This window comes from Pectobacterium sp. F1-1 (genome assembly GCF_025643735.1).
Taxonomy (GTDB): domain Bacteria; phylum Pseudomonadota; class Gammaproteobacteria; order Enterobacterales; family Enterobacteriaceae; genus Pectobacterium; species Pectobacterium colocasium.
This window is the reverse complement of record NZ_CP104733.1, coordinates 213595-237623: the sequence shown is the minus strand read 5'-3', so window position 1 is coordinate 237623 and position 24029 is coordinate 213595. Positions and strand designations below refer to the sequence as shown.

14 protein-coding genes, 4 tRNA genes, 2 rRNA genes and 1 pseudogene are annotated in these 24029 nt (G+C 49.6%); 3 read left to right on the top strand and 18 right to left on the bottom strand.

Features of this window, described 5'->3' with window-relative positions; genetic code table 11:
• Positions 1–6: 6 nt before the first annotated feature.
• The 14 genes from rpoC to NAL19_RS00995 form a co-directional block, all read right to left on the bottom strand.
• Positions 7–4230, bottom strand: a complete 4224-nt coding sequence (gene rpoC / locus NAL19_RS01060; RefSeq protein WP_263058513.1) for a DNA-directed RNA polymerase subunit beta' — start codon at positions 4228–4230, stop codon at positions 7–9.
• A gap of 106 nt (positions 4231–4336) precedes the next feature.
• A complete protein-coding gene (gene rpoB, locus NAL19_RS01055) occupies positions 4337–8365 on the bottom strand; it encodes a DNA-directed RNA polymerase subunit beta (RefSeq protein WP_225086523.1) in 4029 nt (1342 codons plus the stop codon).
• Between the two features lie 326 nt (positions 8366–8691).
• A complete protein-coding gene (rplL, locus tag NAL19_RS01050) occupies positions 8692–9057 on the bottom strand; it encodes a 50S ribosomal protein L7/L12 (protein ID WP_012772935.1) in 366 nt (121 codons plus the stop codon).
• Positions 9058–9123: 66 nt separating this feature from the next.
• On the bottom strand, positions 9124–9621 hold the full coding sequence (rplJ, locus tag NAL19_RS01045) for a 50S ribosomal protein L10 (protein WP_012772934.1): 498 nt from the start codon (positions 9619–9621) through the stop codon (positions 9124–9126).
• Positions 9622–9938: 317 nt separating this feature from the next.
• The gene (gene rplA, locus NAL19_RS01040; RefSeq protein ID WP_180742832.1) at positions 9939–10643 is read right to left on the bottom strand and encodes a 50S ribosomal protein L1; all 705 of its coding nucleotides are present in this window, start codon (positions 10641–10643) and stop codon (positions 9939–9941) included.
• Between the two features lie 3 nt (positions 10644–10646).
• Entirely contained in the window at positions 10647–11075 is a 429-nt protein-coding gene (gene rplK / locus NAL19_RS01035; protein ID WP_012772932.1) for a 50S ribosomal protein L11, read from the bottom strand.
• A gap of 163 nt (positions 11076–11238) precedes the next feature.
• Positions 11239–11784, bottom strand: a complete 546-nt coding sequence (gene nusG / locus NAL19_RS01030; protein WP_005970339.1) for a transcription termination/antitermination protein NusG — start codon at positions 11782–11784, stop codon at positions 11239–11241.
• A 1-nt stretch (position 11785) separates the two neighbouring features.
• Positions 11786–12169 carry a preprotein translocase subunit SecE gene (gene secE / locus NAL19_RS01025; protein ID WP_010285488.1) on the bottom strand — a complete coding sequence of 128 codons (384 nt, stop codon included), beginning with the start codon at positions 12167–12169 and terminating at the stop codon, positions 11786–11788.
• Positions 12170–12406: 237 nt separating this feature from the next.
• A complete protein-coding gene (tuf, locus tag NAL19_RS01020; protein ID WP_225086522.1) occupies positions 12407–13591 on the bottom strand; it encodes an elongation factor Tu in 1185 nt (394 codons plus the stop codon).
• Between the two features lie 107 nt (positions 13592–13698).
• Positions 13699–13774 (bottom strand) — tRNA-Thr (locus NAL19_RS01015).
• Positions 13775–13780: 6 nt separating this feature from the next.
• Positions 13781–13855: transfer RNA gene (locus tag NAL19_RS01010), tRNA-Gly, on the bottom strand.
• 130 nt (positions 13856–13985) lie between these two features.
• Positions 13986–14070 (bottom strand) — tRNA-Tyr (locus NAL19_RS01005).
• Positions 14071–14085: 15 nt separating this feature from the next.
• Positions 14086–14161, bottom strand: a tRNA-Thr gene (locus NAL19_RS01000).
• Between the two features lie 398 nt (positions 14162–14559).
• A protein-coding gene (locus NAL19_RS00995; protein ID WP_263059643.1) for an IS3 family transposase occupies positions 14560–15767 on the bottom strand; the annotation gives its coding sequence in 2 pieces (ribosomal slippage) (positions 14560–15446 and positions 15446–15767; 1209 coding nt in all).
• 70 nt (positions 15768–15837) lie between these two features.
• Here NAL19_RS00995 and NAL19_RS00990 point away from each other — a divergent pair.
• The 3 genes and pseudogenes from NAL19_RS00990 (at position 15838) to coaA (ending at position 18477) form a co-directional block, all read left to right on the top strand.
• On the top strand, positions 15838–16392 hold the full coding sequence (locus NAL19_RS00990; RefSeq protein WP_263059642.1) for a GNAT family N-acetyltransferase: 555 nt from the start codon (positions 15838–15840) through the stop codon (positions 16390–16392).
• A gap of 65 nt (positions 16393–16457) precedes the next feature.
• A pseudogene (locus NAL19_RS00985) lies at positions 16458–17301 on the top strand (IS5 family transposase).
• Positions 17302–17526: 225 nt separating this feature from the next.
• Positions 17527–18477: a type I pantothenate kinase gene (coaA, locus tag NAL19_RS00980; RefSeq protein ID WP_225086519.1), complete on the top strand. Its 951-nt coding sequence runs from the start codon at positions 17527–17529 to the stop codon at positions 18475–18477.
• A 39-nt stretch (positions 18478–18516) separates the two neighbouring features.
• On the opposite strand, the gene birA is transcribed toward coaA, so the two are convergent.
• The 4 genes from birA to NAL19_RS00960 all read right to left on the bottom strand — a co-directional run bounded on the left by birA (position 18517) and on the right by NAL19_RS00960 (position 23823).
• Positions 18517–19476 carry a bifunctional biotin--[acetyl-CoA-carboxylase] ligase/biotin operon repressor BirA gene (gene birA, locus NAL19_RS00975; RefSeq protein ID WP_225086518.1) on the bottom strand — a complete coding sequence of 320 codons (960 nt, stop codon included), beginning with the start codon at positions 19474–19476 and terminating at the stop codon, positions 18517–18519.
• Entirely contained in the window at positions 19473–20510 is a 1038-nt protein-coding gene (gene murB / locus NAL19_RS00970) for a UDP-N-acetylmuramate dehydrogenase (RefSeq protein ID WP_225086517.1), read from the bottom strand. The genes birA and murB overlap by 4 nt, the downstream gene beginning before the upstream one ends.
• Before the next feature lie 158 nt (positions 20511–20668).
• Positions 20669–20784 (bottom strand): 5S ribosomal RNA (gene rrf / locus NAL19_RS00965).
• A 132-nt stretch (positions 20785–20916) separates the two neighbouring features.
• A 23S ribosomal RNA gene (locus NAL19_RS00960) occupies positions 20917–23823 on the bottom strand.
• Between the last annotated feature and the right edge of the window lie 206 nt (positions 23824–24029).

Genomic DNA, 24029 nt, shown 5'->3' with positions numbered 1-24029 from the left:
AGAGACTTATTCGTCGTCGCTGCTACCAAAACCTGCGTTCAACAGTTCAGCCAGGTTAGCAGAAGCTTCATCGGCACTCACCTGAGGCACGACTGGCGCTTCACCCGCCTGACGGCGGCGCATACGATCCTGATGGTACGCATAACCCGTACCTGCTGGGATCAGACGACCTACGATAACGTTCTCTTTCAGGCCACGCAGCTCATCACGTTTACCCGCAACAGCGGCTTCGGTCAGTACGCGCGTTGTTTCCTGGAACGATGCCGCAGAAATGAAGGACTCGGTCGCCAGAGATGCTTTGGTGATACCCAGCAGATCGCGACTGAACGTTGCCGTGATCTTGCCATCCGCTTCCAATTGACGGTTGGCAATCTTGATACGAGACACTTCTGCCTGCTCGCCTTCCAGGAACTCCGTGCTGCCCGCGTTAACGATGGTGCCTTTACGCAACATCTGACGAACGATAACTTCAATGTGTTTATCGTTAATCTTAACGCCTTGCAGGCGGTAAACTTCCTGAACTTCGTTGGTGATATAACGCGTTACTGCATGTACGCCACGCAGACGCAGGATATCGTGCGGAGATTCCGGGCCGTCGGAAACAACGTCACCACGTTCCACCACTTCACCTTCGAACACGTTGAGCTGACGCCATTTCGGAATCATCTCTTCGTAAGCATCGCTGCCATCCAACGGAGAAATCACCAGACGACGTTTACCTTTGGTTTCTTTACCGAAGGAAATGATACCGCTGATTTCTGCCAGAATAGCTGGCTCTTTCGGACGACGAGCTTCGAACAGGTCGGCTACGCGTGGCAGACCACCGGTAATATCCTTGGTACCGCCGGATTCCTGAGGAATACGCGCCAGGGTATCACCGCTGCTGATTTTCACGCCATCTTCCAACTGGACGATCGCTTTGCCCGGCAGGAAGTACTGAGCAGGCATATCCGTACCTGGAATCAGAACATCTTCGCCTTTGTCATCAACGATTTTCAGTGCCGGACGCAGGTCTTTACCGCTACCGGTACGCTCTGCACTATCCAGAACCACGATAGAGGACAAACCGGTCAGTTCGTCGGTCTGACGAGTAATCGTCTGGCCGTCGATCATGTCGGTGAAGCGAATGTTACCGCTCACTTCGGTGATAACCGGCATGGTATGCGGGTCCCAGTTCGCTACGGTTTCGCCACCGTTAACTTCTGCGCCATCGCCTTTCGCCATCGCCGCACCGTAAGGCACTTTATAGCTTTCTTTAGTACGCCCGAATTCGTCGATCAGCTTCAGTTCGGTATTACGTGAAGTAATAACCAGTTTACCGCTGCTGTTCACAACGAACTTCGCGTTGCTCAGTTTCAGGCTACCTTTGTTTTTCACCTGAATGCTGGACTCAGCTGCCGCACGCGATGCCGCACCACCGATGTGGAACGTACGCATGGTTAACTGTGTACCCGGCTCACCGATGGACTGTGCTGCGATAACCCCGATAGCCTCACCTTTGTTGATGATATGACCACGAGCCAGATCGCGACCGTAGCAATTGGCGCACACGCCAAAGTCGGTTTCGCAGCTTACTACTGAACGTACTTTAACGGCGTCAACGGAGTTCTCTTCCAACATGTCACACCACTGCTCGTTCAGCAGCGTGTTGCGTGGAACCAGAATATCCGCCGTGCCCGGTTTGATCACGTCTTCAGCCGTTACACGACCCAGTACGCGTTCACGCAGTGGTTCTTTAACATCACCACCCTCGATAACCGGCGTCATCATGATACCTTCGTGGGTACCACAATCGTCTTCGGTCACAACCAGATCCTGCGCAACGTCAACCAGACGACGAGTCAGGTAACCGGAGTTTGCGGTTTTCAGTGCGGTATCCGCCAGACCTTTACGCGCACCGTGCGTCGAGATGAAGTACTGGAGTACGTTCAGACCTTCACGGAAGTTTGCGGTAATCGGCGTCTCGATGATGGAACCATCTGGTTTCGCCATCAGACCACGCATTCCCGCCAGCTGACGAATCTGTGCCGCAGAACCACGCGCACCGGAGTCAGCCATCATAAAGATGCTGTTGAAAGAAACCTGCTGCTCAACCACACCATCACGGTTAACCACATCCTCAACGGACAGGTTTTCCATCATCGCTTTCGCAACACGCTCGTTCGCCGCAGCCCAGATATCGATCACTTTGTTATAGCGTTCGCCCGCGGTAACCAGACCAGACTGGAACTGCTCCTGAATCTCGGCAACTTCGGTTTCGGCTTCTTCGATAATCTCGGCTTTCTTCTCCGGGATAACCATGTCATCGATACCTACGGAAGCACCAGAGCGCGCCGCGTAAGCAAAACCGGTATACATGATCTGGTCAGCAAAGATAACGGTCGGTTTCAGACCCAAAATGCGGTAACAGGTGTTCAACATTTTGGAGATCGCTTTCTTGCCCAGAGGCTGGTTAACGATCGAATACGGCAGACCTTTCGGTACGATCATCCACAGGATGGCACGGCCGATAGTCGTATCAATCAGCGTCGTCTGATGCGTGATCTCGCCTTCGATGCTCTTGATCTCTTCCGTGATACGCACTTTCACGCGCGCATGCAGAGAGGCCAGACCGGCGCGATAAACGCGTTCAGCTTCTTTCGGCCCCGTGAGTACCATGCCTTCGCCTTTGGCGTTAACACAGTCACGCGTCATGTAATACAGACCCAATACCACGTCCTGAGAAGGAACGATGATTGGCTCACCATTCGCAGGGGACAGGATGTTATTGGTTGACATCATCAACGCACGCGCTTCCAACTGGGCTTCCAGCGTCAGCGGTACGTGTACAGCCATCTGGTCACCGTCGAAGTCGGCGTTATAGGCCGCACAAACCAGCGGGTGAAGCTGGATCGCTTTACCTTCGATCAGAACCGGTTCGAATGCCTGGATACCCAAACGGTGCAGTGTTGGTGCACGGTTCAGCAGAACCGGGTGTTCGCGAATCACTTCGTCCAGGATATCCCATACGACAGCTTCTTCGCGCTCAACCATTTTCTTGGCGGCTTTAATGGTGGTAGCAAGACCACGCAGTTCCAGCTTGCCGTAGATGAACGGTTTGAACAGCTCCAGTGCCATTTTCTTCGGCAGACCGCACTGATGCAGACGCAGGTATGGACCAACGGTGATTACAGAACGGCCGGAATAGTCAACACGCTTACCGAGCAGGTTCTGACGGAAACGACCCTGTTTACCTTTGATCATATCGGCCAAAGATTTCAGAGGACGCTTGTTAGAACCGGTGATCGCACGACCGCGACGGCCGTTATCCAACAGCGCATCAACCGCTTCCTGCAACATACGTTTTTCGTTACGTACGATGATATCTGGCGCAGCCAGATCCAGCAGGCGTTTCAGACGGTTGTTACGGTTGATCACGCGACGATACAGATCGTTCAGGTCGGAAGTCGCGAAACGACCACCATCCAACGGAACCAACGGACGCAGATCTGGCGGCAGTACCGGCAGAACGGTCAGAATCATCCACTCTGGTTTGTTACCAGACTGTACGAACGCTTCCAGCAGCTTAATACGCTTCGTCAGCTTCTTACGTTTGGTTTCGGAGTTGGTTTCGGTCAGCTCTTCACGCAGTTGCTCGCATTCCTGCTCCAGATCCATATTCTTCAGCAGAGCCTGGATCGCTTCGGCGCCCATTTTCGCGTCGAATTCATCACCAAACTCTTCCAGCGCATCCAGATACTGCTCTTCAGTCAGGATCTGACGGCGCTCAAGGTTGGTCATGCCACCTTCAACCACAACATAAGATTCGAAATAAAGCACACGCTCAATATCACGCAGCGGCATATCCAGCAGCAAGCCGATACGGGAAGGCAGTGACTTCAGGAACCAGATGTGCGCAGTCGGAGAAGCCAGCTCGATGTGGCCCATACGTTCACGGCGCACTTTAGTCTGGGTCACTTCAACGCCGCACTTCTCACAAATCACACCGCGGTGTTTCAGGCGCTTATACTTACCGCACAAGCACTCATAATCTTTTACCGGCCCAAAGATACGGGCGCAGAAAAGGCCGTCACGTTCAGGTTTGAACGTACGGTAGTTGATGGTTTCTGGCTTTTTAACTTCACCAAAAGACCACGAACGGATCATGTCTGGCGAGGCCAGAGCAATTTTGATCGCATCAAACTCTTCGGTTTTAGTTTGCGCTTTCAGAAACTTTAATAAGTCTTTCACGGATTGGCTCCTGTCGGAGTTAGACCTGATAGACACCTGAACCATGCCTTTAACAACACAATTCAGGTGTCCCTATGACGAATGCCAGCAATACAACGAGCTGGGATTACTCTTCTTCCAGCTCGATGTTGATACCCAGCGAGCGGATTTCTTTCAACAATACGTTGAAGGATTCCGGCATGCCTGGTTCCATCTGATGATTGCCATCCACGATGTTCTTATACATCTTGGTACGGCCGTTCACATCATCAGACTTAACGGTCAACATTTCTTGCAGGGTATAAGCTGCACCATAAGCTTCCAGCGCCCACACTTCCATCTCACCGAAGCGTTGACCACCGAACTGCGCCTTACCACCCAGCGGCTGCTGAGTAACCAGGCTGTAAGAGCCGGTGGAACGAGCATGCATCTTATCGTCAACCAAGTGGTTCAGTTTCAGCATGTACATGTAGCCCACTGTAACCTGACGTTCAAATTTCTCACCGGTACGTCCATCGTACAGGGTAATCTGACCGGAGGTAGGGATACCGCCCATCTGCAACAGTTCCTTGATTTCTTTCTCTTTTGCACCGTCGAATACCGGCGTTGCAATTGGCATACCTTTCTTCAGGTTTTCAGCCAGACGCATAACTTCTTCGTCTGAGAAAGTGCTCAGGTCGACTTTCTGACGCACATCGTCGCCCAGATCGTAGGCTCTCTGGATGAACTCACGAAGTTTAGTCACTTCTTCGTGCTGCTTGAGCATGGCGTTGATTTTCTCGCCGATACCTTTCGCAGCCATACCCAAGTGGGTTTCCAGAATCTGACCAATGTTCATACGTGAAGGTACGCCCAGTGGGTTCAGTACGATATCGACCGGCGTACCGTTCTCATCGTAAGGCATATCTTCGATCGGGTTGATCTTGGAGATAACACCTTTGTTCCCGTGACGACCTGCCATTTTGTCACCCGGTTGGATCTGACGTTTAACAGCCAGATAAACCTTGACGATTTTCAGCACGCCTGGTGCCAGATCATCGCCCTGAGTGATTTTACGGCGCTTAGCTTCGAGTTTTTTCTCAAACTCGTGCTTCAGCTCATCATACTGTTCTGCCAACTGCTCCAACTGATTCTGTTTATCTTCATCAGTCAGACCCAGTTCCAACCAGCGCTCGCGCGGCAGTTTGTCCAGTTTGTCAGCTTCTACGCCGCCGGAAACCAGCACAGCGTGGATACGTGCAAACAGGCCCGCTTCCAGAATCTGCAATTCTTCAGTCAGGTCTTTCTTCGCCTGCTTCAGCTGCATTTCTTCGATTTCCAGCGCACGCTTGTCTTTTTCCACGCCATCGCGGGTAAAGACCTGTACGTCGATAATCGTACCGGAAACACCGTTTGGTACACGCAGAGAAGAGTCTTTAACGTCAGACGCTTTCTCACCGAAGATCGCACGCAGCAGTTTTTCTTCTGGCGTCAGTTGGGTTTCACCTTTCGGCGTAACCTTACCAACCAGAATGTCACCACCGGTCACTTCCGCACCGATGTAAACGATGCCGGACTCATCCAGTTTAGAAAGTGCTGCTTCACCCACATTCGGGATATCCGCAGTAATTTCTTCAGGCCCTAACTTGGTGTCACGAGACACACAGGCAAGTTCCTGAATGTGGATGGTCGTAAAGCGATCTTCCTGAACCACACGCTCGGAAACGAGGATGGAGTCTTCGAAGTTGTAACCATTCCATGGCATGAATGCCACGCGCATGTTCTGACCCAGCGCCAGTTCACCCAGATCGGTGGACGGGCCATCTGCCAGAACGTCGCCACGTTCTACCGGCTCACCCAAAGACACACACGGCATCTGGCTGATGCAGGTGTTCTGGTTAGAACGGGTATATTTGGTCAGGTTATAGATGTCGATCCCGGCTTCGCCTGGATACATTTCATCGTCATTAACGCGGATTACAATACGGGATGCATCCACGTACTGTACTGTACCACCACGTTTGGCTACGGCAGTTACACCGGAGTCAACCGCAACAGCACGTTCCATACCGGTACCAACCAGCGGCTTATCAGCACGCAGGGTAGGAACGGCCTGACGTTGCATGTTCGCACCCATCAGGGCACGGTTGGCGTCATCGTGTTCCAGGAACGGAATCAGGGATGCACCGACGGAAACCACCTGCTGTGTGGAAACGTCCATATATTCAACCTGATCGCGGCTGAACAAGCTGGACTCACCTTTGTTACGGCAGGTAACCAGTTCGTCGATGAAGCGGCCTTCTTCGTCCAAATTGGTGTTGGCCTGTGCGATAACGAAGTTACCTTCTTCAATCGCAGACAGGTAATGGATCTCATCCGTCACCACGTTGTCACGCACGCGACGATACGGGGTTTCAAGGAAACCGTATTCGTTCGTTTGCGCATAAACGGACAAGGAGTTGATCAGACCGATGTTCGGACCTTCCGGGGTTTCGATAGGACAAACACGGCCGTAGTGAGTTGGGTGTACGTCACGGACTTCAAAGCCAGCGCGTTCACGCGTCAGACCGCCTGGACCCAATGCAGAGATACGACGTTTGTGCGTAATCTCGGACAGCGGGTTGTTCTGGTCCATAAACTGTGACAGTTGGCTCGAACCGAAGAACTCTTTCACGGCAGCCGAAATCGGCTTGGCGTTGATCATGTCCTGTGGCATCAGCGTATCAAGATCGCCCAGAGACAGACGCTCTTTTACAGCACGTTCTACACGCACCAGACCCACGCGGAATTGGTTTTCTGCCATTTCGCCGACGGAACGAATACGACGGTTGCCAAGGTGGTCGATATCGTCCACTTCGCCTTTACCGTTACGGATATCGATGAGCTTCTTCATCACTTCGATGATGTCATCTTTGCTCAGGATACCGGAACCTTCGATCTCATCACGCAACAGAGAACGGTTGAACTTCATACGACCGACCGCAGACAGATCGTAGCGGTCTTCAGAGAAGAACAGGTTCTCAAACAGCGTTTCTGCTGCTTCGCGCGTTGGCGGCTCACCAGGACGCATCATACGATAGATTTCAACCAGCGCACTCAGACGATCGTTTGATGGATCGACACGCACAGTTTCAGACATGTATGCGCCGTGATCGAGATCGTTGGTGAACAGAGTCTCGATACGTTTGTGGCCAGACTGGCTCAGTTTAGCCAGCAGATCCAGCGACAGCTCCATGTTGGCTGCGCCGATCAGTTCACCGGTGCTCTCGTCGATATAGTCTTTGGACAGAACTTTGCCAGCAATATATTCAACAGGCACTTCAATGCGCTCAATACCGTCTTTCTCTAACTGACGGATATGACGCGCAGTGATACGGCGACCTTTTTCGATATAAACTTTACCGTTCGCTTCGATATCAAACGATGCGGTTTCACCACGCAAGCGCTCAGGAACCAGATCCATCTGCAATTTATTGCCATTGATTTCATAGACAATTTTATCGAAGAAAAGATCGAGAATCTGTTCGGTGGAGTAACCCAGCGCGCGCAGGATAATGGTCGCAGGCAATTTGCGGCGACGGTCGATACGAACAAACAGGTTATCCTTCGGATCAAACTCGAAATCCAACCAGGAACCACGGTAAGGAATAATACGTGCGTTATATAGCACCTTACCTGAAGAGTGGGTTTTACCTTTGTCGCTATCGAAGAACACACCTGGACTACGATGCAGCTGAGATACGATTACACGCTCAGTGCCGTTGATCACGAAGGTACCGTTGTCGGTCATGAGCGGAATTTCGCCCATGTAAACTTCTTGTTCTTTGATGTCTTTAACGGTGCCTTCAGGCGCTTCGCGCTCGTAGATCACCAGGCGCAGTTTCACGCGTAGCGGCGCAGAGAACGTCACACCACGGATCTGACATTCTTTAACGTCAAATACTGGCTCGCCCAAGCGATAGCTAACGTATTGCAGCTCTGAATTACCGCTATAGCTTTTTATGGGGAAAACAGAACGGAATGCAGCTTCCAAACCGTACTGACCTTCCGGGTCTTGCTCGATAAACTTCTGGAACGAGTCAAGTTGGATAGAAAGGAGATAAGGTACGTCCAAAACCTGCGGACGTTTACCAAAATCCTTACGAATGCGTTTTTTCTCGGTATAGGAGTAAACCATAGGGTTCCTCAGCTAGCTGACAAGTCGAACCACTCTGTCTGCCCTAAGAAGGACAGTTCATGCAACACTATTTATGTTGGTCGGAAAATGGGGAACTTTCCGTAATACATCTTTCTATTACTCTTAAACCATTTCATTGCTTTTGCTCAGGCAGGGAGCCCGTTCTGGAAAGCAGTATATTAAGTCGTCAATAGAAAAAAATATTGGGGAAATCAATGGCTAAACAGTGCGAAAGCCCATTGATGCCCTACAGCGCAAAAAGGCTGGTGACTAAAAAGTCACCAGCCATCAGCCTAATACATCAGGCTGCAACCTGAAAGATTGGCTTATTTAACTTCAACTTCTGCGCCAGCTTCTTCCAGTGATTTTTTCAGTGCTTCAGCGTCATCTTTGCTCACGCCTTCTTTCAGAACTGCTGGTGCAGATTCAACCAGATCTTTGGCTTCTTTCAGGCCCAGACCAGTCGCGCCACGAACAGCTTTGATTACAGCAACTTTGTTAGCGCCGATGCCTTTCAGCACAACGTCGAACTCAGTTTTTTCTTCAGCAACTTCAGCTGGGCCAGCAGCAACAGCTACAGCAGCAGCAGCAGAAACACCGAATTTTTCTTCCATAGCAGAAACCAGCTCAACAACATCCATTACAGACATAGCTGCTACTGCTTCCAGAATTTGATCTTTAGTGATAGACATAACAATTGTTCCTAAGAATCAGAAATAGTTTATACGTTAGCAAGTGCGTTAGAAAAGAAAGCGCTATTACGCAGCTTCTTTTGCATCGCGAACAGCAGCCAGAGTGCGAACCAGTTTGCCTGCAGCGGCTTCTTTCATGGTCGACATCAGACGTGCCAGTGCTTCTTCGTAAGTCGGCAGCGTTGCCAGACGGTCAATTTGAGCCGCCGGGATCAGCTCACCTTCAAAGGCTGCAGCTTTGACCTCAAATTTTGCATTCGCTTTCGCGAACTCTTTGAACAGACGAGCAGCAGCGCCCGGGTGTTCCATAGAATATGCAATCAGGGTCGGACCAACAAACGTGTCTTTCAGGCATTCAAATTGAGTGCCTTCAACGACGCGGCGCAGCAGGGTGTTACGAACAACACGCATGTAAACGCCAGCTTCACGACCTGCTTTACGCAGTTCGGTCATTTTATCAACGGTAACGCCACGGGAATCCGCAACAACCGCAGACAGCGCACCTTTGGCTACTTCGCTGACTTCAGCAACAATCGCTTGTTTGTCTTGAAGATTTAATGCCATTAGCTTTTGCTCCTGGATTTAGCCGGAGAAAATTTCCGGAACTCACTTCACTTATCGCCAAAATTAGAGATAAGCGTTGAAACACGGTGAGCAGAATCCAGTAAAAAATTATTCTTTATAAAAAAGAAAAACGTTATTTAGGCTCTGTCACCGTCTACGCAGGAAGGATTAAGTTTCTTTCGAAACACCTGCGGTCTTGGACGGAGGCCTGGATAGGCCAGGCTCCAACCGAAAATTCTTGCGTTATTCCACTTGAGGAACAACGGGCGTAAAATTATAGGTAAATCTCACACCCGAGTAAAGCGGAACAAAAGCTATTAGTTAGCAGCAGCGTTCAGACCGCTCTGGTCGATAGCAACGCCAGCGCCCATAGTGGTAGACAGGCTAACTTTCTTGATGTACACGCCTTTTGCCTGAGATGGTTTTGCTTTTTTCAGCGCAACCAGCAAGGCTTCCAGGTTTTCTTTCAATTTGTTAGAATCGAAATCAACCTTACCAATAGTGGTATGGATGATACCGTTCTTGTCGTTACGGTAACGAACCTGACCAGCTTTAGCATTGTTAACCGCTTCAGCAACGTTAGGAGTTACAGTACCCACTTTCGGGTTTGGCATCAGGCCACGTGGACCCAGAACCTGGCCCAATTGGCCAACAACGCGCATAGCATCAGGAGATGCAATAACAACGTCAAAGCCCATTTCGCCTTTCTTGATCTGATCAGCCAGATCTTCCATGCCCACGAATTCAGCGCCAGCAGCTTTAGCAGCTTCAGCGTTTGCACCCTGGGTGAAGACAGCTACGCGAACAGAACGACCGGTGCCGTGAGGCAGAACGGTTGCACCGCGAACGTTTTGGTCAGATTTACGTGCATCGATGCCGAGGTTAACAGCGACGTCTACACTTTCTACGAACTTAGCAGTGGCCAGCTCTTTGAGCAGAGCAACAGCTTCGTTGATGTCGTACTGTTTAGTTACATCAACTTTGTCACGGATCACGCGCATGCGCTTGGTCAGCTTAGCCATTTATTAATCCTCCACTACCAGGCCCATGGAACGAGCGGTACCTGCGATAGAACGCGCCATGGCGTCTACATCAGAACCAGTCATGTCCGCAGCTTTAGTTTCTGCGATTTCACGAACCTGAGCGCTCGTTACTTTACCAACTTTGTCTTTGTTCGGCTTACCAGAACCAGACTTGATACCAGCTGCTTTCTTCAGCAGAACAGCTGCTGGAGGCGTTTTGGTAACGAAGGTGAAAGAACGGTCAGAATAAACGGTAATAACAACAGGAATTGGCAGACCTTTTTCAACGCTTTCAGTTTTAGCATTGAACGCCTTACAGAATTCCATGATGTTTACACCCTGCTGACCCAGAGCCGGACCTACCGGTGGGCTTGGGTTAGCCATACCAGCTGCAACCTGCAGCTTGACATAGGCTTGTACTTTCTTGGCCATTTAGCTTTCCTCAATTGGGTAATAGCGCCTAGTGAAAGGCTCCCCCGTGGTTTGTATTACGTTTCAGACGCCTTTAAGGCCCCTGAAAAACAAAAGGCGCGAAATTATAGGTTAATTTCGCGCCATAGGCAAGTAGCTATTTCCAGCAAATCTTGTGGAAAAATTAGCCTTTTTCGACTTGAGCAAAGTCCAGTTCAACCGGCGTTGCACGACCAAAGATAGAGACAGACACCTTCAGGCGGCTCTTCTCATAGTCAACTTCTTCAACAACACCGTTAAAGTCAGCAAATGGACCGTCGTTAACGCGCACCATTTCACCCGGTTCAAACAGCGTTTTCGGACGAGGTTTGTCACCAACCTGCTGGAGACGATTCATAATCGCATCCACTTCTTTGTCACTGATTGGCGCAGGGCGATCAGATGTACCGCCAATGAACCCCATAACACGAGGTACGCTGCGTACAAGATGCCAACTGGCATCTTCCATCACCATCTGTACCAAGACATAACCAGGGAAAAACTTGCGCTCACTCTTGCGACGCTGGCCACCACGGATTTCGACTACTTCTTCAGTAGGCACCATGACTTCGCCAAACAGTTCTTCCATATTATGGAGTTTGATATGTTCACGCAGTGATTGTGCTACGCGACCTTCAAAACCAGAGAACGCCTGAACGACGTACCAACGTTTTTTTGGAGCTTCAGACATCTTAGAACCTCAGGCCAGTGATAAACGATACCAGACGGACCAGAATACCATCCAGTCCCCACAAAATCAGTGACATCACGGCAGTCACCGCGGCAACGATTAACGTGGTGTGTAACGTTTCCTGACGAGTCGGCCAAATTACTTTGCGCACTTCGGTACGCGCTTCGCGAGCAAACGCTACGGTTGCTTTGCCTTTCGTGGTCAGCAGTGCCACACCACCGGCTGCGGCGATCAGGATAACAACGGCCAATGCACGCAGAGGAAGACTAAATTCGCGGTAATAATAATTGCCAACAATCGCAACAACCAGCAAGGCACCTACTACCAGCCACTTAATCACTTCCAGGCCACGCCCACTATCCTGAGCTTCGGTATTCGCACTCATAAACCAACCTGTCACAATGATTCAGACAAATAACTTTGCCCCGTAACCACGGGGCAACCAAACCGAAAGATGTTCTGTAAAACGAATAATTCGGTATTTACGCCGTATCTACAGAGCCTATCTCACCAATGATTATATCCCACAATCGCTGATGAGATAGGTTCTACCATGACAGCGTAGAAAAAGGGCATCAAATGATGCCCTTTTATCGCGTGTCGCGTCAAACGTTATCAGCGATTAAGCGATAACTTTAGCAACAACGCCCGCGCCTACTGTACGGCCGCCTTCACGGATTGCAAAACGCAAACCGTCATCCATCGCGATTGGGTGGATCAGGGTAACAACCATTTTGATGTTGTCGCCCGGCATTACCATCTCTACGCCTTCTGGCAGTTCGATGGTGCCCGTTACGTCAGTGGTACGGAAGTAGAACTGAGGACGGTAGCCTTTGAAGAACGGAGTATGACGGCCGCCTTCATCCTTGCTCAGGATATACACTTCTGATTCGAACTTGGTGTGTGGCTTGATTGAACCCGGCTTAGCCAGTACCTGACCACGCTCGATTTCTTCACGCTTGATACCACGCAGCAGAACACCAACGTTCTCACCCGCACGACCTTCGTCCAGCAGTTTGCGGAACATTTCTACGCCGGTACAGGTAGATTTCGCGGTGTCTTTGATACCAACGATTTCCACTTCTTCACCAACTTTAACGATACCGCGCTCTACACGACCGGTAACAACGGTACCACGGCCGGAGATGGAGAATACGTCTTCGATTGGCAGCAGGAACGGCTTGTCAATTGCACGCTCTGGCTCTGGGATATAAGAATCCAGGAACCCTGCCAGTTCGATGATTTTCGCTTCCCACTCAGCGTCGCCTTCCAGCGCTTTCAGCGCAGAACCACGAACCACTGGGGTATCGTCGCCTGGGAAGTCGTACTGAGACAGCAGCTCACGCACTTCCATCTCAACCAGTTCCAGCAACTCTTCGTCATCAACCATGTCACACTTGTTCAGGAACACGATGATGAAAGGAACGCCAACCTGGCGACCCAGCAGGATGTGCTCACGCGTCTGAGGCATTGGGCCGTCAGTCGCAGCAACAACCAGGATCGCGCCGTCCATCTGGGCAGCACCGGTGATCATGTTCTTCACATAGTCGGCGTGTCCTGGGCAGTCAACGTGCGCGTAGTGGCGAGACGGGGTATCGTATTCAACGTGAGACGTGTTGATGGTGATACCACGTGCTTTTTCTTCTGGCGCGTTATCGATCTGGTCGAATGCACGTGCGTTACCACCGTAGGTTTTAGCCAGAACGGTAGTGATTGCAGCGGTCAGCGTTGTTTTACCATGGTCAACGTGGCCGATAGTACCGACGTTAACGTGCGGTTTTGTACGTTCAAATTTTTCTTTAGACATCGATTGTCCCTCTAAGACACGGATAAATCGGTGGTATCACCACATCAACCAAGCAATAGCTTGCTGAATTTATTCACAGAAAGAAAATCAGGAGGAGGAAAAGGAAGTGGTGCTGATAGGCAGATTCGAACTGCCGACCTCACCCTTACCAAGGGTGCGCTCTACCAACTGAGCTATATCAGCACATCTTGGAGCGGGCAGTGGGAATCGAACCCACATCATCAGCTTGGAAGGCTGAGGTAATAGCCATTATACGATGCCCGCATCCTGGAACTCGGCTACCTAATTTTTCTGTAGATTTTGAAGTTGAGGAATAAGAACTTATAGACCCCGCGTTCGTCGATCCGGCTTGGTCTTGCTACCGTATCGAATATCCTGTTACCAGGATTGAATTTGGTGGTGGGGGAAGGATTCGAACCTTCGAAGTCTGTGACGGCAGATTTACAGTCTGCTCCCTTTGGCCGCTCGGGAACCCCACCTGATTGTGTACTTGATGGTGCCGGCTACCGGAATCGAACTGGTGACCTACTGATTACAAGTCAGTTGCTCTACCTACTGAGCTAAGCCGGCATCAAGTGCTGCGCATTCTAGGTAGACAGAGCGCTCGATGCAACAAAAAAATTGCGTAAAATGTGCTTTCGCTTAGATTTTATCCAGATTCACTCACAATTCTAGGTCAGCAACAAGAATTAGTGCAAAGAACCATCAAATCTTCTCCAGGAAATGCGCATTGCACCATCAAATTTGCCCTATATCTCTTGCACCAAAAATGCGCCTTTTGCCCTTAAAGAGAACATGTCCCTCACTGACAGACGCTATTTTGCTCGTTTTTCTAAGAAAATAGACTTGGAACAAATTTTGCTGAGTTAGAAACAAATTTCTGAAGAACGAGCAAAATACGATGAAAATAGTTCAACTCAATGCGGCAACCTGATCTTGACCCGCCATCTCCGGACAGCTTTTGTATCTTAAGTTAACGATGCCCGCTGCCGCCGGTATTCCCTCGGAGAGTGATATCCCAGCGCACTGTGCGGGTGGTTCTCATTGTAATGCGTGAACGCTGCTGCAAGGTTTTTCAGTGCTGTTCTCACATCCGGTTTTGGCATAAACGCGATATAATCTTCCTTCATCGTTTTCACGAACCGCTCGGCCATGCCATTGCTCTGCGGGCTGCTCACCGCTGTTGTGCAGGGCTCCAGATTTAGTTCTCTCGCGAACCTGCGCGTTTCATGCGCGCTATACGCTGAACCGTTATCCGTCAGCCACTGCACCGGGATGTCCGGCAACCTGTCTCCGAAGCGCTTTTCCACTGACCTCAGCATCACATCCTGCACGGTCGAACTATCGTAGCCTCCCGTGCTCGCCGCCCACTCTATGGCCTCCCGGTCACAGCAGTCCAGAGCGAACGTAACCCGTAGTTTTTCACCGTTGTCGCATCCGAACTCGAAGCCATCTGAGCACCAGCGCATATCGCTTTCTGCCACCGCGATTTTACCCTTATGCTCGCGCTGCGGCCGCTCTGGTTTGTCATGCAGTAACAACAGCTTATGTTTGCGCATTATCCTGTAAAGCCGTTTGGCATTTACCGGCGGCTGCCCCTCTGCACGACGTTGCTTACGCAGGATACCCCACACACGTCGATAGCCGTAGCTGGGCATATCGCTGATGATACCGAGGATGGCCGACAGTATTTCAGCGTCAGCTTCGTCATTACGCCGGTTACAGCGACTGTCCTGCCAGTCGGCAGAACGCTTAATCCGCAGTGACAACTGCGCACGCGACACGCCCATGGTACGGCTGACCTGAGCTATTCTCCGTCCTTTGGCAACAAGGGCGCGTGCGCTATCCATTTTCGCGACTGACTGTACTCCACAGCTTCTTTCAGGATCTCAACTTCCATCGTCTTCTTGCCCAGAAGGCGCTGAAGCTCCCGGACCTGCTTCAGAGCAGCGGTAAGCTCGGAAGCAGGAACGACTTCCTCTCCGGCCGCAACGGCGGTGAGGCTGCCTTCTTGATATTGCTTCTTCCACTTAAACAGCAGGCTGGGCTGGATACCATGCAGACGGGCGACATGGGAGACATTCATGCCCGGCTGCATCGTCTGCTGGATAATGGCGATCTTCTCCTGTGGAGTTTTACGTTTACGGACTTCTTGCCCTAACAGGATCCCGGTCATCTCAAAATTGGCGTTAGTATTAGACATATATTCAAGCCTATCTCTTATCTGGAGATACAGCTACTGTCTGGTGTTTCAGGGGGCTAGATCACTCAATGCGGCAACCTTACCTGTCTATCGTGAAGAACTGGCCAGTCTATTAATAGATGCTGTAGAAAAAGGCGCCTCTGTTGGATATCAATCGCCTCTGCACCACAAAGAAGCTATGGAATATTTTCATGGATTACAAGCATCTGTCGCTAACGGTGATCGCATACTATGGGCAGCACGCGACGAGGAAGGTATCGTCGGAAGTGTACAGCTAGAGTTATGTCAAAAGCCAAACGGGAGAAACAGAGCTGAAATTCAAAAATTGTTAGTTCATAGCCGTGTACGGAGAGCGGGAATAGGCAGACAGCTCATTCAGTTACTGGAAAAACACGCGCTTTTCCAACAGAGAGGGTTACTCTATTTAGATACCCAAGCTGGCTCCCCAGCAGAAGCATTCTACCGAGCCATGGGTTATCACCATCTGGGAGAGTTGCCTGACTATGCTTGCACACCCGATGGTTATTACCATCCAACGGCTATCTACTATAAACGCCTCTTTGCCGTGAATGGGTTAGGTAAAGCAATCGCCAGCTAGGCTGTGTCCCGTAACTATTTTTTGTACAATACGAAGCATAGTTTAACCACAAAAAGTCCTTCAATTTGGCTCGTTACGATTTCCCTGATGATGCATGGTTTCTGATTGCACCGATGCTGCCACCTGAGAGAGGTTCTGCTAAAGGGGGCGGCCTTATCTTGCGCACAGGCATGTCATGAATGGAATATTTTGGGTTCTTTGTTCTGGAGCGCCGTGGAGGGATTTACCCGAACGCTATGGTCACTGGAAAACGATTTATAACCGCTTTAACCGGTGGTCAAAAACCGGAATAATGAACAGCCTTTTCAATAAGCTACGTCAAATTCTGGATGAAAAATCACTGATTGACTGGGATGTCATCGCGCTTGATGGCAGCAATATTCGAGCCCTGAAAGCCGCTGCAGGAGCTAAAAAAAACATCCCGATGAACTCGACGATCATGGGCTGAGTCGCTCTCGCGGCGGCTTTGGCACCAAGATCCATCTGGCGACAGATGGCACCGGATTGCCATTAAGTTTCTGTCTGAGCGGTGGGCAAGCCCACGAAAGCCAGTATGCAAAAGACCTGCTCAACCGAGTTGGTGTTATTCGTAAAAGTGGGTGCCTGAAATCGCGTCCAAAAGCTGTACTGGCGGATAAGGGATACTCAGGGAAAAGTCTTCGTATTTATTTGAAGGTTAAGGGAATAAAGTCAGTCATCCCTTTTGAACGGAATGAGAAAGCCAGTCAGGATAGACGCAGAAAACTCAATAGCCGGTTGTACAAAAAACGCAATGTTGTGGAGCGCTGCTTTGCGGGATTAAAGGAAAATCGTCGCATCGCTACACGCTCAGAAAAAACAGCAAGAAATTATCTGAGTATGCTTAAACTGGGGGCGATCCGGTTATTTTTGAAGCGAGTGTTAAGTTAAGGGACACAGCCTAGCCTGTACCCGATGCGTAAACTATAGAAGCATCGGGTACAGAACCGATTTTCTCTTCTTCTTTCTATCAGCAAAGTGTTAACCTGCCCATTATCAAAAATTTATTACATAAGAAAAGGTGCCGCGATCATAGCGTTGGCTAAACTAATAGCCCGTTTTCTTCGCTGGCTGAGAGTCCCTTTTCTTACCTGTGAAGCAGGCAGAACACGACTTATGAGCAATAGAGAGCAATCCTTGGCCACGCCATATCTACAATTTAATCGCAGCCAATGGGCCGCCTTGCGCGATTCCGTCCCGTTAACGCTGACAGAGGAAGAAATCGTTAAGCTCAAAGGGATTAACGAAGACCTTTCATTAGACGAAGTCGCAGAAATTTATCTGCCACTATCCCGCCTGCTCAATTTTTATATCAGCTCTAATTTACGCCGTCAGGCCGTGCTTGAGCAGTTCTTAGGTACGGATGGCCAAAAGATACCTTACATAATTGGTATTGCGGGTAGCGTCGCCGTGGGAAAAAGTACCACAGCCCGTGTGCTCCAAGCATTATTAAGCCGCTGGCCGGAACATCGAAGTGTAGAACTCATTACAACCGACGGATTTCTTCATCCAAATAAGGTGTTAAAAGCACGTGATTTGATGAAGAAAAAAGGCTTTCCGCAATCATACGATATGCATAGCCTGGTAAAATTTGTTTCTGATATAAAATCAGGGACACACAAAGTCACAGCCCCAACGTATTCTCATCTAACCTACGATATCGTTCCTGATAACAATAAAGTGTTGGAGCAACCTGATATCTTAATATTAGAAGGTTTGAATGTTCTACAAAGTGGAATGGACTATCCACATGATCCACATAGAGTTTTCGTCTCTGACTTTGTAGACTTCTCTATCTACGTTGATGCACCTGAAGCATTGCTACAGACATGGTATATAAATCGTTTCTTGAAATTTAGGCAAGGTGCTTTCTCAAATCCGAACTCATACTTTCATAATTATGCGAAACTGACGGAAGAAGAAGCTGTCGGCATTGCATCTCAATTATGGAAAGAAATTAACGGACTGAATCTAAAAGAAAATATTCTACCCACGCGGGAAAGAGCTAGCCTTATTATGACTAAAAGCGCTAATCATGCAGTTGAATGTGTTAGGTTAAGAAAGTGACAAGCGAGTAAATATGTAAAAAGGGGGAGTCCCCCTTTTTCATGCACCACGTAGAGAAATTTCCCCACCAATATATGGTGTAACTAAACCGTCGTTTTCTAATAGCAATGCACCCTGGCGATCTATTCCTCGGTCAGTCCCATATATTTCACGATTACCAATAATCAACCGAACTGGACGATTAAAATAATTATCCAATTTTTCCCATCGAGGAATGAATGGTTCAAGACCCTGTAGTTCAAAGATAGCTAAAGCATTCCTTAATTCAGAAATAAGAGTCGAAGCAAGCGTATTACGATTAATACCTATACCTGCTTCTTGTAAATTTATCCAGCCTTGACTAATTGTATCTGAAGCAGGTTCTCTCATTTGTAAATTAATGCCCGCACCCATAACCAGATTAGCCGCATCCCCCGTTTTTCCAGTGAGTTCGACAAGAATACCGGCGAGTTTTCTATCCTTCAGATATAAATCATTGGGCCATTTGACTCGTACACCATCAGCACCAAGCTTATGTAGCACTTCTGCCATTACGATACCGATAACCAAACTAACCCCGACAGCTGCTGCTGGCCCCTGTTCTAGGCGCCAATATAAGGACAAATACAAATTTGCACCAAAGGGCGAAAACCATTGCCGGCCTCGACGACCACGCCCAGATTGCTGATATTCAGCAAGACATGCATCACCGGAGGATAAGGAGTCCAGGCGATCTAAAATATACTGATTAGTAGAATCAACGACAGGTAAAACTGTCACTCCACCTTCGGGTAGATGCTTGAGGATAATCTCCTCATCTAATAACTGCATAGGCGCAGGTAAAGAATAGCCCTTACCCGTCACAGTAAAAACATCAATTCCCCAATCACGTATGGTCTGAATATGTTTATTAATCGCAGCTCGACTCATCCCCATCATTTCACCCAGTAACTCACCGGAATAAAATTCACCATCAGAGAGAATTCTGATTAATTTAAGGGGAACCGTAATATCTTTCATGATAATACCTCGATGGCATTGACCTCTCCAGACGCAGCAATAAAGCGGACCTCTGGCTCCAGGTGTATGGAGAATTTCTCAGCAACCTGGTTACGAACATGACGCGCTAATTCGACAATATCTGAACTTTTTGCATTGTTTTTATTAATTAGAACCAATGCCTGCTTCTCGTGCACAGCCGCACCACCAAGCTGAAATCCTTTAAGATTACACTGATCAATTAGCCATCCAGCGGCCAATTTAACGTTTCCATCGGCTTGTAAATACTGAGGAGCGTGCGGATACTCTCGTAAAATGCATTCAGCATGCTGTGGTGTAATTATCGGGTTTTTGAAGAAGCTACCAGCATTACCTGTCACGGTAGGATCTGGAAGCTTACTTCGACGCATATGGCACACGGAATCAAATATCTGCTGTGGCGTAACGGTTGCAGGGTCCAATTTGACCAAATCGCCATAGTTAAGTACCGGGTTCCACTCTTTCTTTAAAAAGAACCCTACTGCGGTAATCGCAAACCCAGCGCGGTATTGATGCTTAAATATGCTTTCACGGTAATCGAACTGGCATTCCTCAGAGGTAAAACGCATGACGTTACCTTCAGTCAGATCCAGCACGTCAACATAATCACAAACATGCTGTAACTCGATACCATACGCACCAATATTCTGTATCGGTGCAGAACCCACACATCCGGGAATTAATGCCAGATTTTCTAATCCGGGAACACCACACTTGAGCGTACATTCAACTAATTGATGCCAGTTCTCGCCGGCTCCGACATGAATATACCAGCCGTCACTTTCTTCTCGAATATCTATACCCTTGAGCCGATTTAGCAGAATAGTACCTAAGAAATCTTCGAGAAAAAGGACATTACTCCCTTCTCCTAGCAACAAAATCGGCTCTCGTGATTCACTGGCGACGCGCCATCCTTCAATCAATTTCTCCTGAGTATCCGCAACCTTAATACAAGATGCGGAAACGGGTAATGAGAAAGAGTTATAAGACTTCAATGAAATAACGCTCGACGCCATAATAGAGATACCGACTAATTCAGATATGACATAGTCTACCTGATCTACGCAGGATAGAGGCGGTCTTTCACTATGGGTACGGATAAAATCAGCTTGATTGCATCGACGCGCACAGCAAAAAGCCCCTGTCTTTCGACAGGGGCCTTCCACTATTTGATGCCTGGCAGTTCCCTACTCTCACATGGGGAAGCCCCACACTACCATCGGCGCTACGGCGTTTCACTTCTGAGTTCGGCATGGGGTCAGGTGGGACCACCGCGCTATCGCCGCCAGGCAAATTCTGTTTCATTCCAACCGTCGCACTTCAGTCGCTTTCGCTTCTCTCTGCACAACCATCAGAACCAATCTTCGAACAAGCTGAGTATTGTTTTTTATGAGTCGCCTCACAAAACACCTTCGGTGTTGTAAGGTTAAGCCTCTCGGGTCATTAGTACTGGTCAGCTCAACGTATCGCTACGCTTACACACCCAGCCTATCTACGTCGTCGTCTTCAACGGCCCTTCAGGGGTATCAAGTACCCAGGGAAGACTCATCTCGAGGCAAGTTTCCCGCTTAGATGCTTTCAGCGGTTATCTCTTCCGCACTTAGCTACCGGGCAATGCAATTGGCATCACAACCCGTACACCAGTGGTGCGTTCACTCCGGTCCTCTCGTACTAGGAGCAACCCCTCTCAATCTTCCAGCGCCCACGGCAGATAGGGACCGAACTGTCTCACGACGTTCTAAACCCAGCTCGCGTACCACTTTAAATGGCGAACAGCCATACCCTTGGGACCTACTTCAGCCCCAGGATGTGATGAGCCGACATCGAGGTGCCAAACACCGCCGTCGATATGAACTCTTGGGCGGTATCAGCCTGTTATCCCCGGAGTACCTTTTATCCGTTGAGCGATGGCCCTTCCATTCAGAACCACCGGATCACTAAGACCTGCTTTCGCACCTGCTCGAGCTGTCACTCTCGCAGTCAAGCTAGCTTATGCCTTTGCACTAACCTCCTGATGTCCGACCAGGATTAGCTAACCTTCGTGCTCCTCCGTTACGCTTTGGGAGGAGACCGCCCCAGTCAAACTACCCACCAGACACTGTCCGCAACCCGGTTTACGGGCCCACGTTAGAACATCAAACATTAAAGGGTGGTATTTCAAGGTCGGCTCCATGCAGACTGGCGTCCACACTTCAAAGCCTCCCACCTATCCTACACATCAAGGCTCAAGGTTCAGTGTCAAGCTATAGTAAAGGTTCACGGGGTCTTTCCGTCTTGCCGCGGGTACGCTGCATCTTCACAGCGAGTTCAATTTCACTGAGTCTCGGGTGGAGACAGCCTGGCCATCATTACGCCATTCGTGCAGGTCGGAACTTACCCGACAAGGAATTTCGCTACCTTAGGACCGTTATAGTTACGGCCGCCGTTTACCGGGGCTTCGATCAAGAGCTTCTCCTTACGGATAACCCCATCAATTAACCTTCCGGCACCGGGCAGGCGTCACACCGTATACGTCCACTTTCGTGTTTGCACAGTGCTGTGTTTTTATTAAACAGTTGCAGCCAGCTGGTATCTTCGACTGGTCTCAGCTCCATCCGCGAGGGACTTCACCTTACACCAGCGTGCCTTCTCCCGAAGTTACGGCACCATTTTGCCTAGTTCCTTCACCCGAGTTCTCTCAAGCGCCTGAGTATTCTCTACCTGACCACCTGTGTCGGTTTGGGGTACGATTCGGTGTTACCTGGAGCTTAGAGGCTTTTCCTGGAAGCGTAGCATCAGTTACTTCATCACCGTAGTGACTCGTCATCACGCCTCAGTGTTAACGATGACCCGGATTTACCAAAGTCACCCACCTTCACGCTTAAACCGGGACAACCGTCGCCCGGATAACCTAGCTTTCTCCGTCCCCCCTTCGCAGTAACACCCAGTACAGGAATATTAACCTGTTTCCCATCGACTACGCTTTTCAGCCTCGCCTTAGGGGTCGACTCACCCTGCCCCGATTAACGTTGGACAGGAACCCTTGGTCTTCCGGCGTGCGGGTTTTTCACCCGCATTATCGTTACTTATGTCAGCATTCGCACTTCTGATACCTCCAGCAACCCTCACAGGCCACCTTCGCAGGCTTACAGAACGCTCCCCTACCCAACAACACCTGAGTGTCGCTGCCGCAGCTTCGGTGCATGGTTTAGCCCCGTTACATCTTCCGCGCAGGCCGACTCGACCAGTGAGCTATTACGCTTTCTTTAAATGATGGCTGCTTCTAAGCCAACATCCTGGCTGTCTGTGCCTTCCCACATCGTTTCCCACTTAACCATGACTTTGGGACCTTAGCTGGCGGTCTGGGTTGTTTCCCTCTTCACGACGAACGTTAGCACCCGCCGTGTGTCTCCCGTGATAACATTCTTCGGTATTCGCAGTTTGCATCGGGTTGGTAAGTCGGGATGACCCCCTAGCCGAAACAGTGCTCTACCCCCGAAGATGAATTCACGAGGCGCTACCTAAATAGCTTTCGGGGAGAACCAGCTATCTCCCGGTTTGATTGGCCTTTCACCCCCAGCCACAAGTCATCCGCTAATTTTTCAACATTAGTCGGTTCGGTCCTCCAGTTAGTGTTACCCAACCTTCAACCTGCCCATGGCTAGATCACCGGGTTTCGGGTCTATACCCTGCAACTTAACGCCCAGTTAAGACTCGGTTTCCCTGCGGCTCCCCTAAACGGTTAACCTTGCTACAGAATATAAGTCGCTGACCCATTATACAAAAGGTACGCAGTCACCTAACAAGTAGGCTCCCACTGCTTGTACGTACACGGTTTCAGGTTCTGTTTCACTCCCCTCGCCGGGGTTCTTTTCGCCTTTCCCTCACGGTACTGGTTCACTATCGGTCAGTCAGGAGTATTTAGCCTTGGAGGATGGTCCCCCCATATTCAGACAGGATGTCACGTGTCCCGCCCTACTCATCGAACTCACAATCTGTGCATTTTTGTGTACGGGACTATCACCCTTTACTGTGCGACTTTCCAGACGCTTCCACTAACACACAAACTGATTCAGGTTCTGGGCTCTTCCCCGTTCGCTCGCCGCTACTGGGGGAATCTCGGTTGATTTCTTTTCCTCGGGGTACTGAGATGTTTCAGTTCCCCCGGTTCGCCTCATTAACCTATGGATTCAGTTAATGATAGTGTGTCGAAACACACTGGGTTTCCCCATTCGGGTATCGTCGGGTATAACGCTTCATATCAGCTTACCGACGCTTATCGCAGATTAGCACGCCCTTCATCGCCTCTGACTGCCTAGGCATCCACCGTGTACGCTTAGTCGCTTAACCTCACAACCCGAAGGTGTCTTTGATAAATCAAAGTCATCATCGTGCTGTGATTATTTGAGAGACTCATTGACAGACAGAATCATCACAACTCACCCGAAGGCAGTCATGCATGTTCAGCTGTCATGTTTCAATTTTCAGCTTGTTCCAGATTGTTAAAGAGCAAAATACTTCGCAGCATACTGTTTCCAATACGCTCTGAAGTCTTT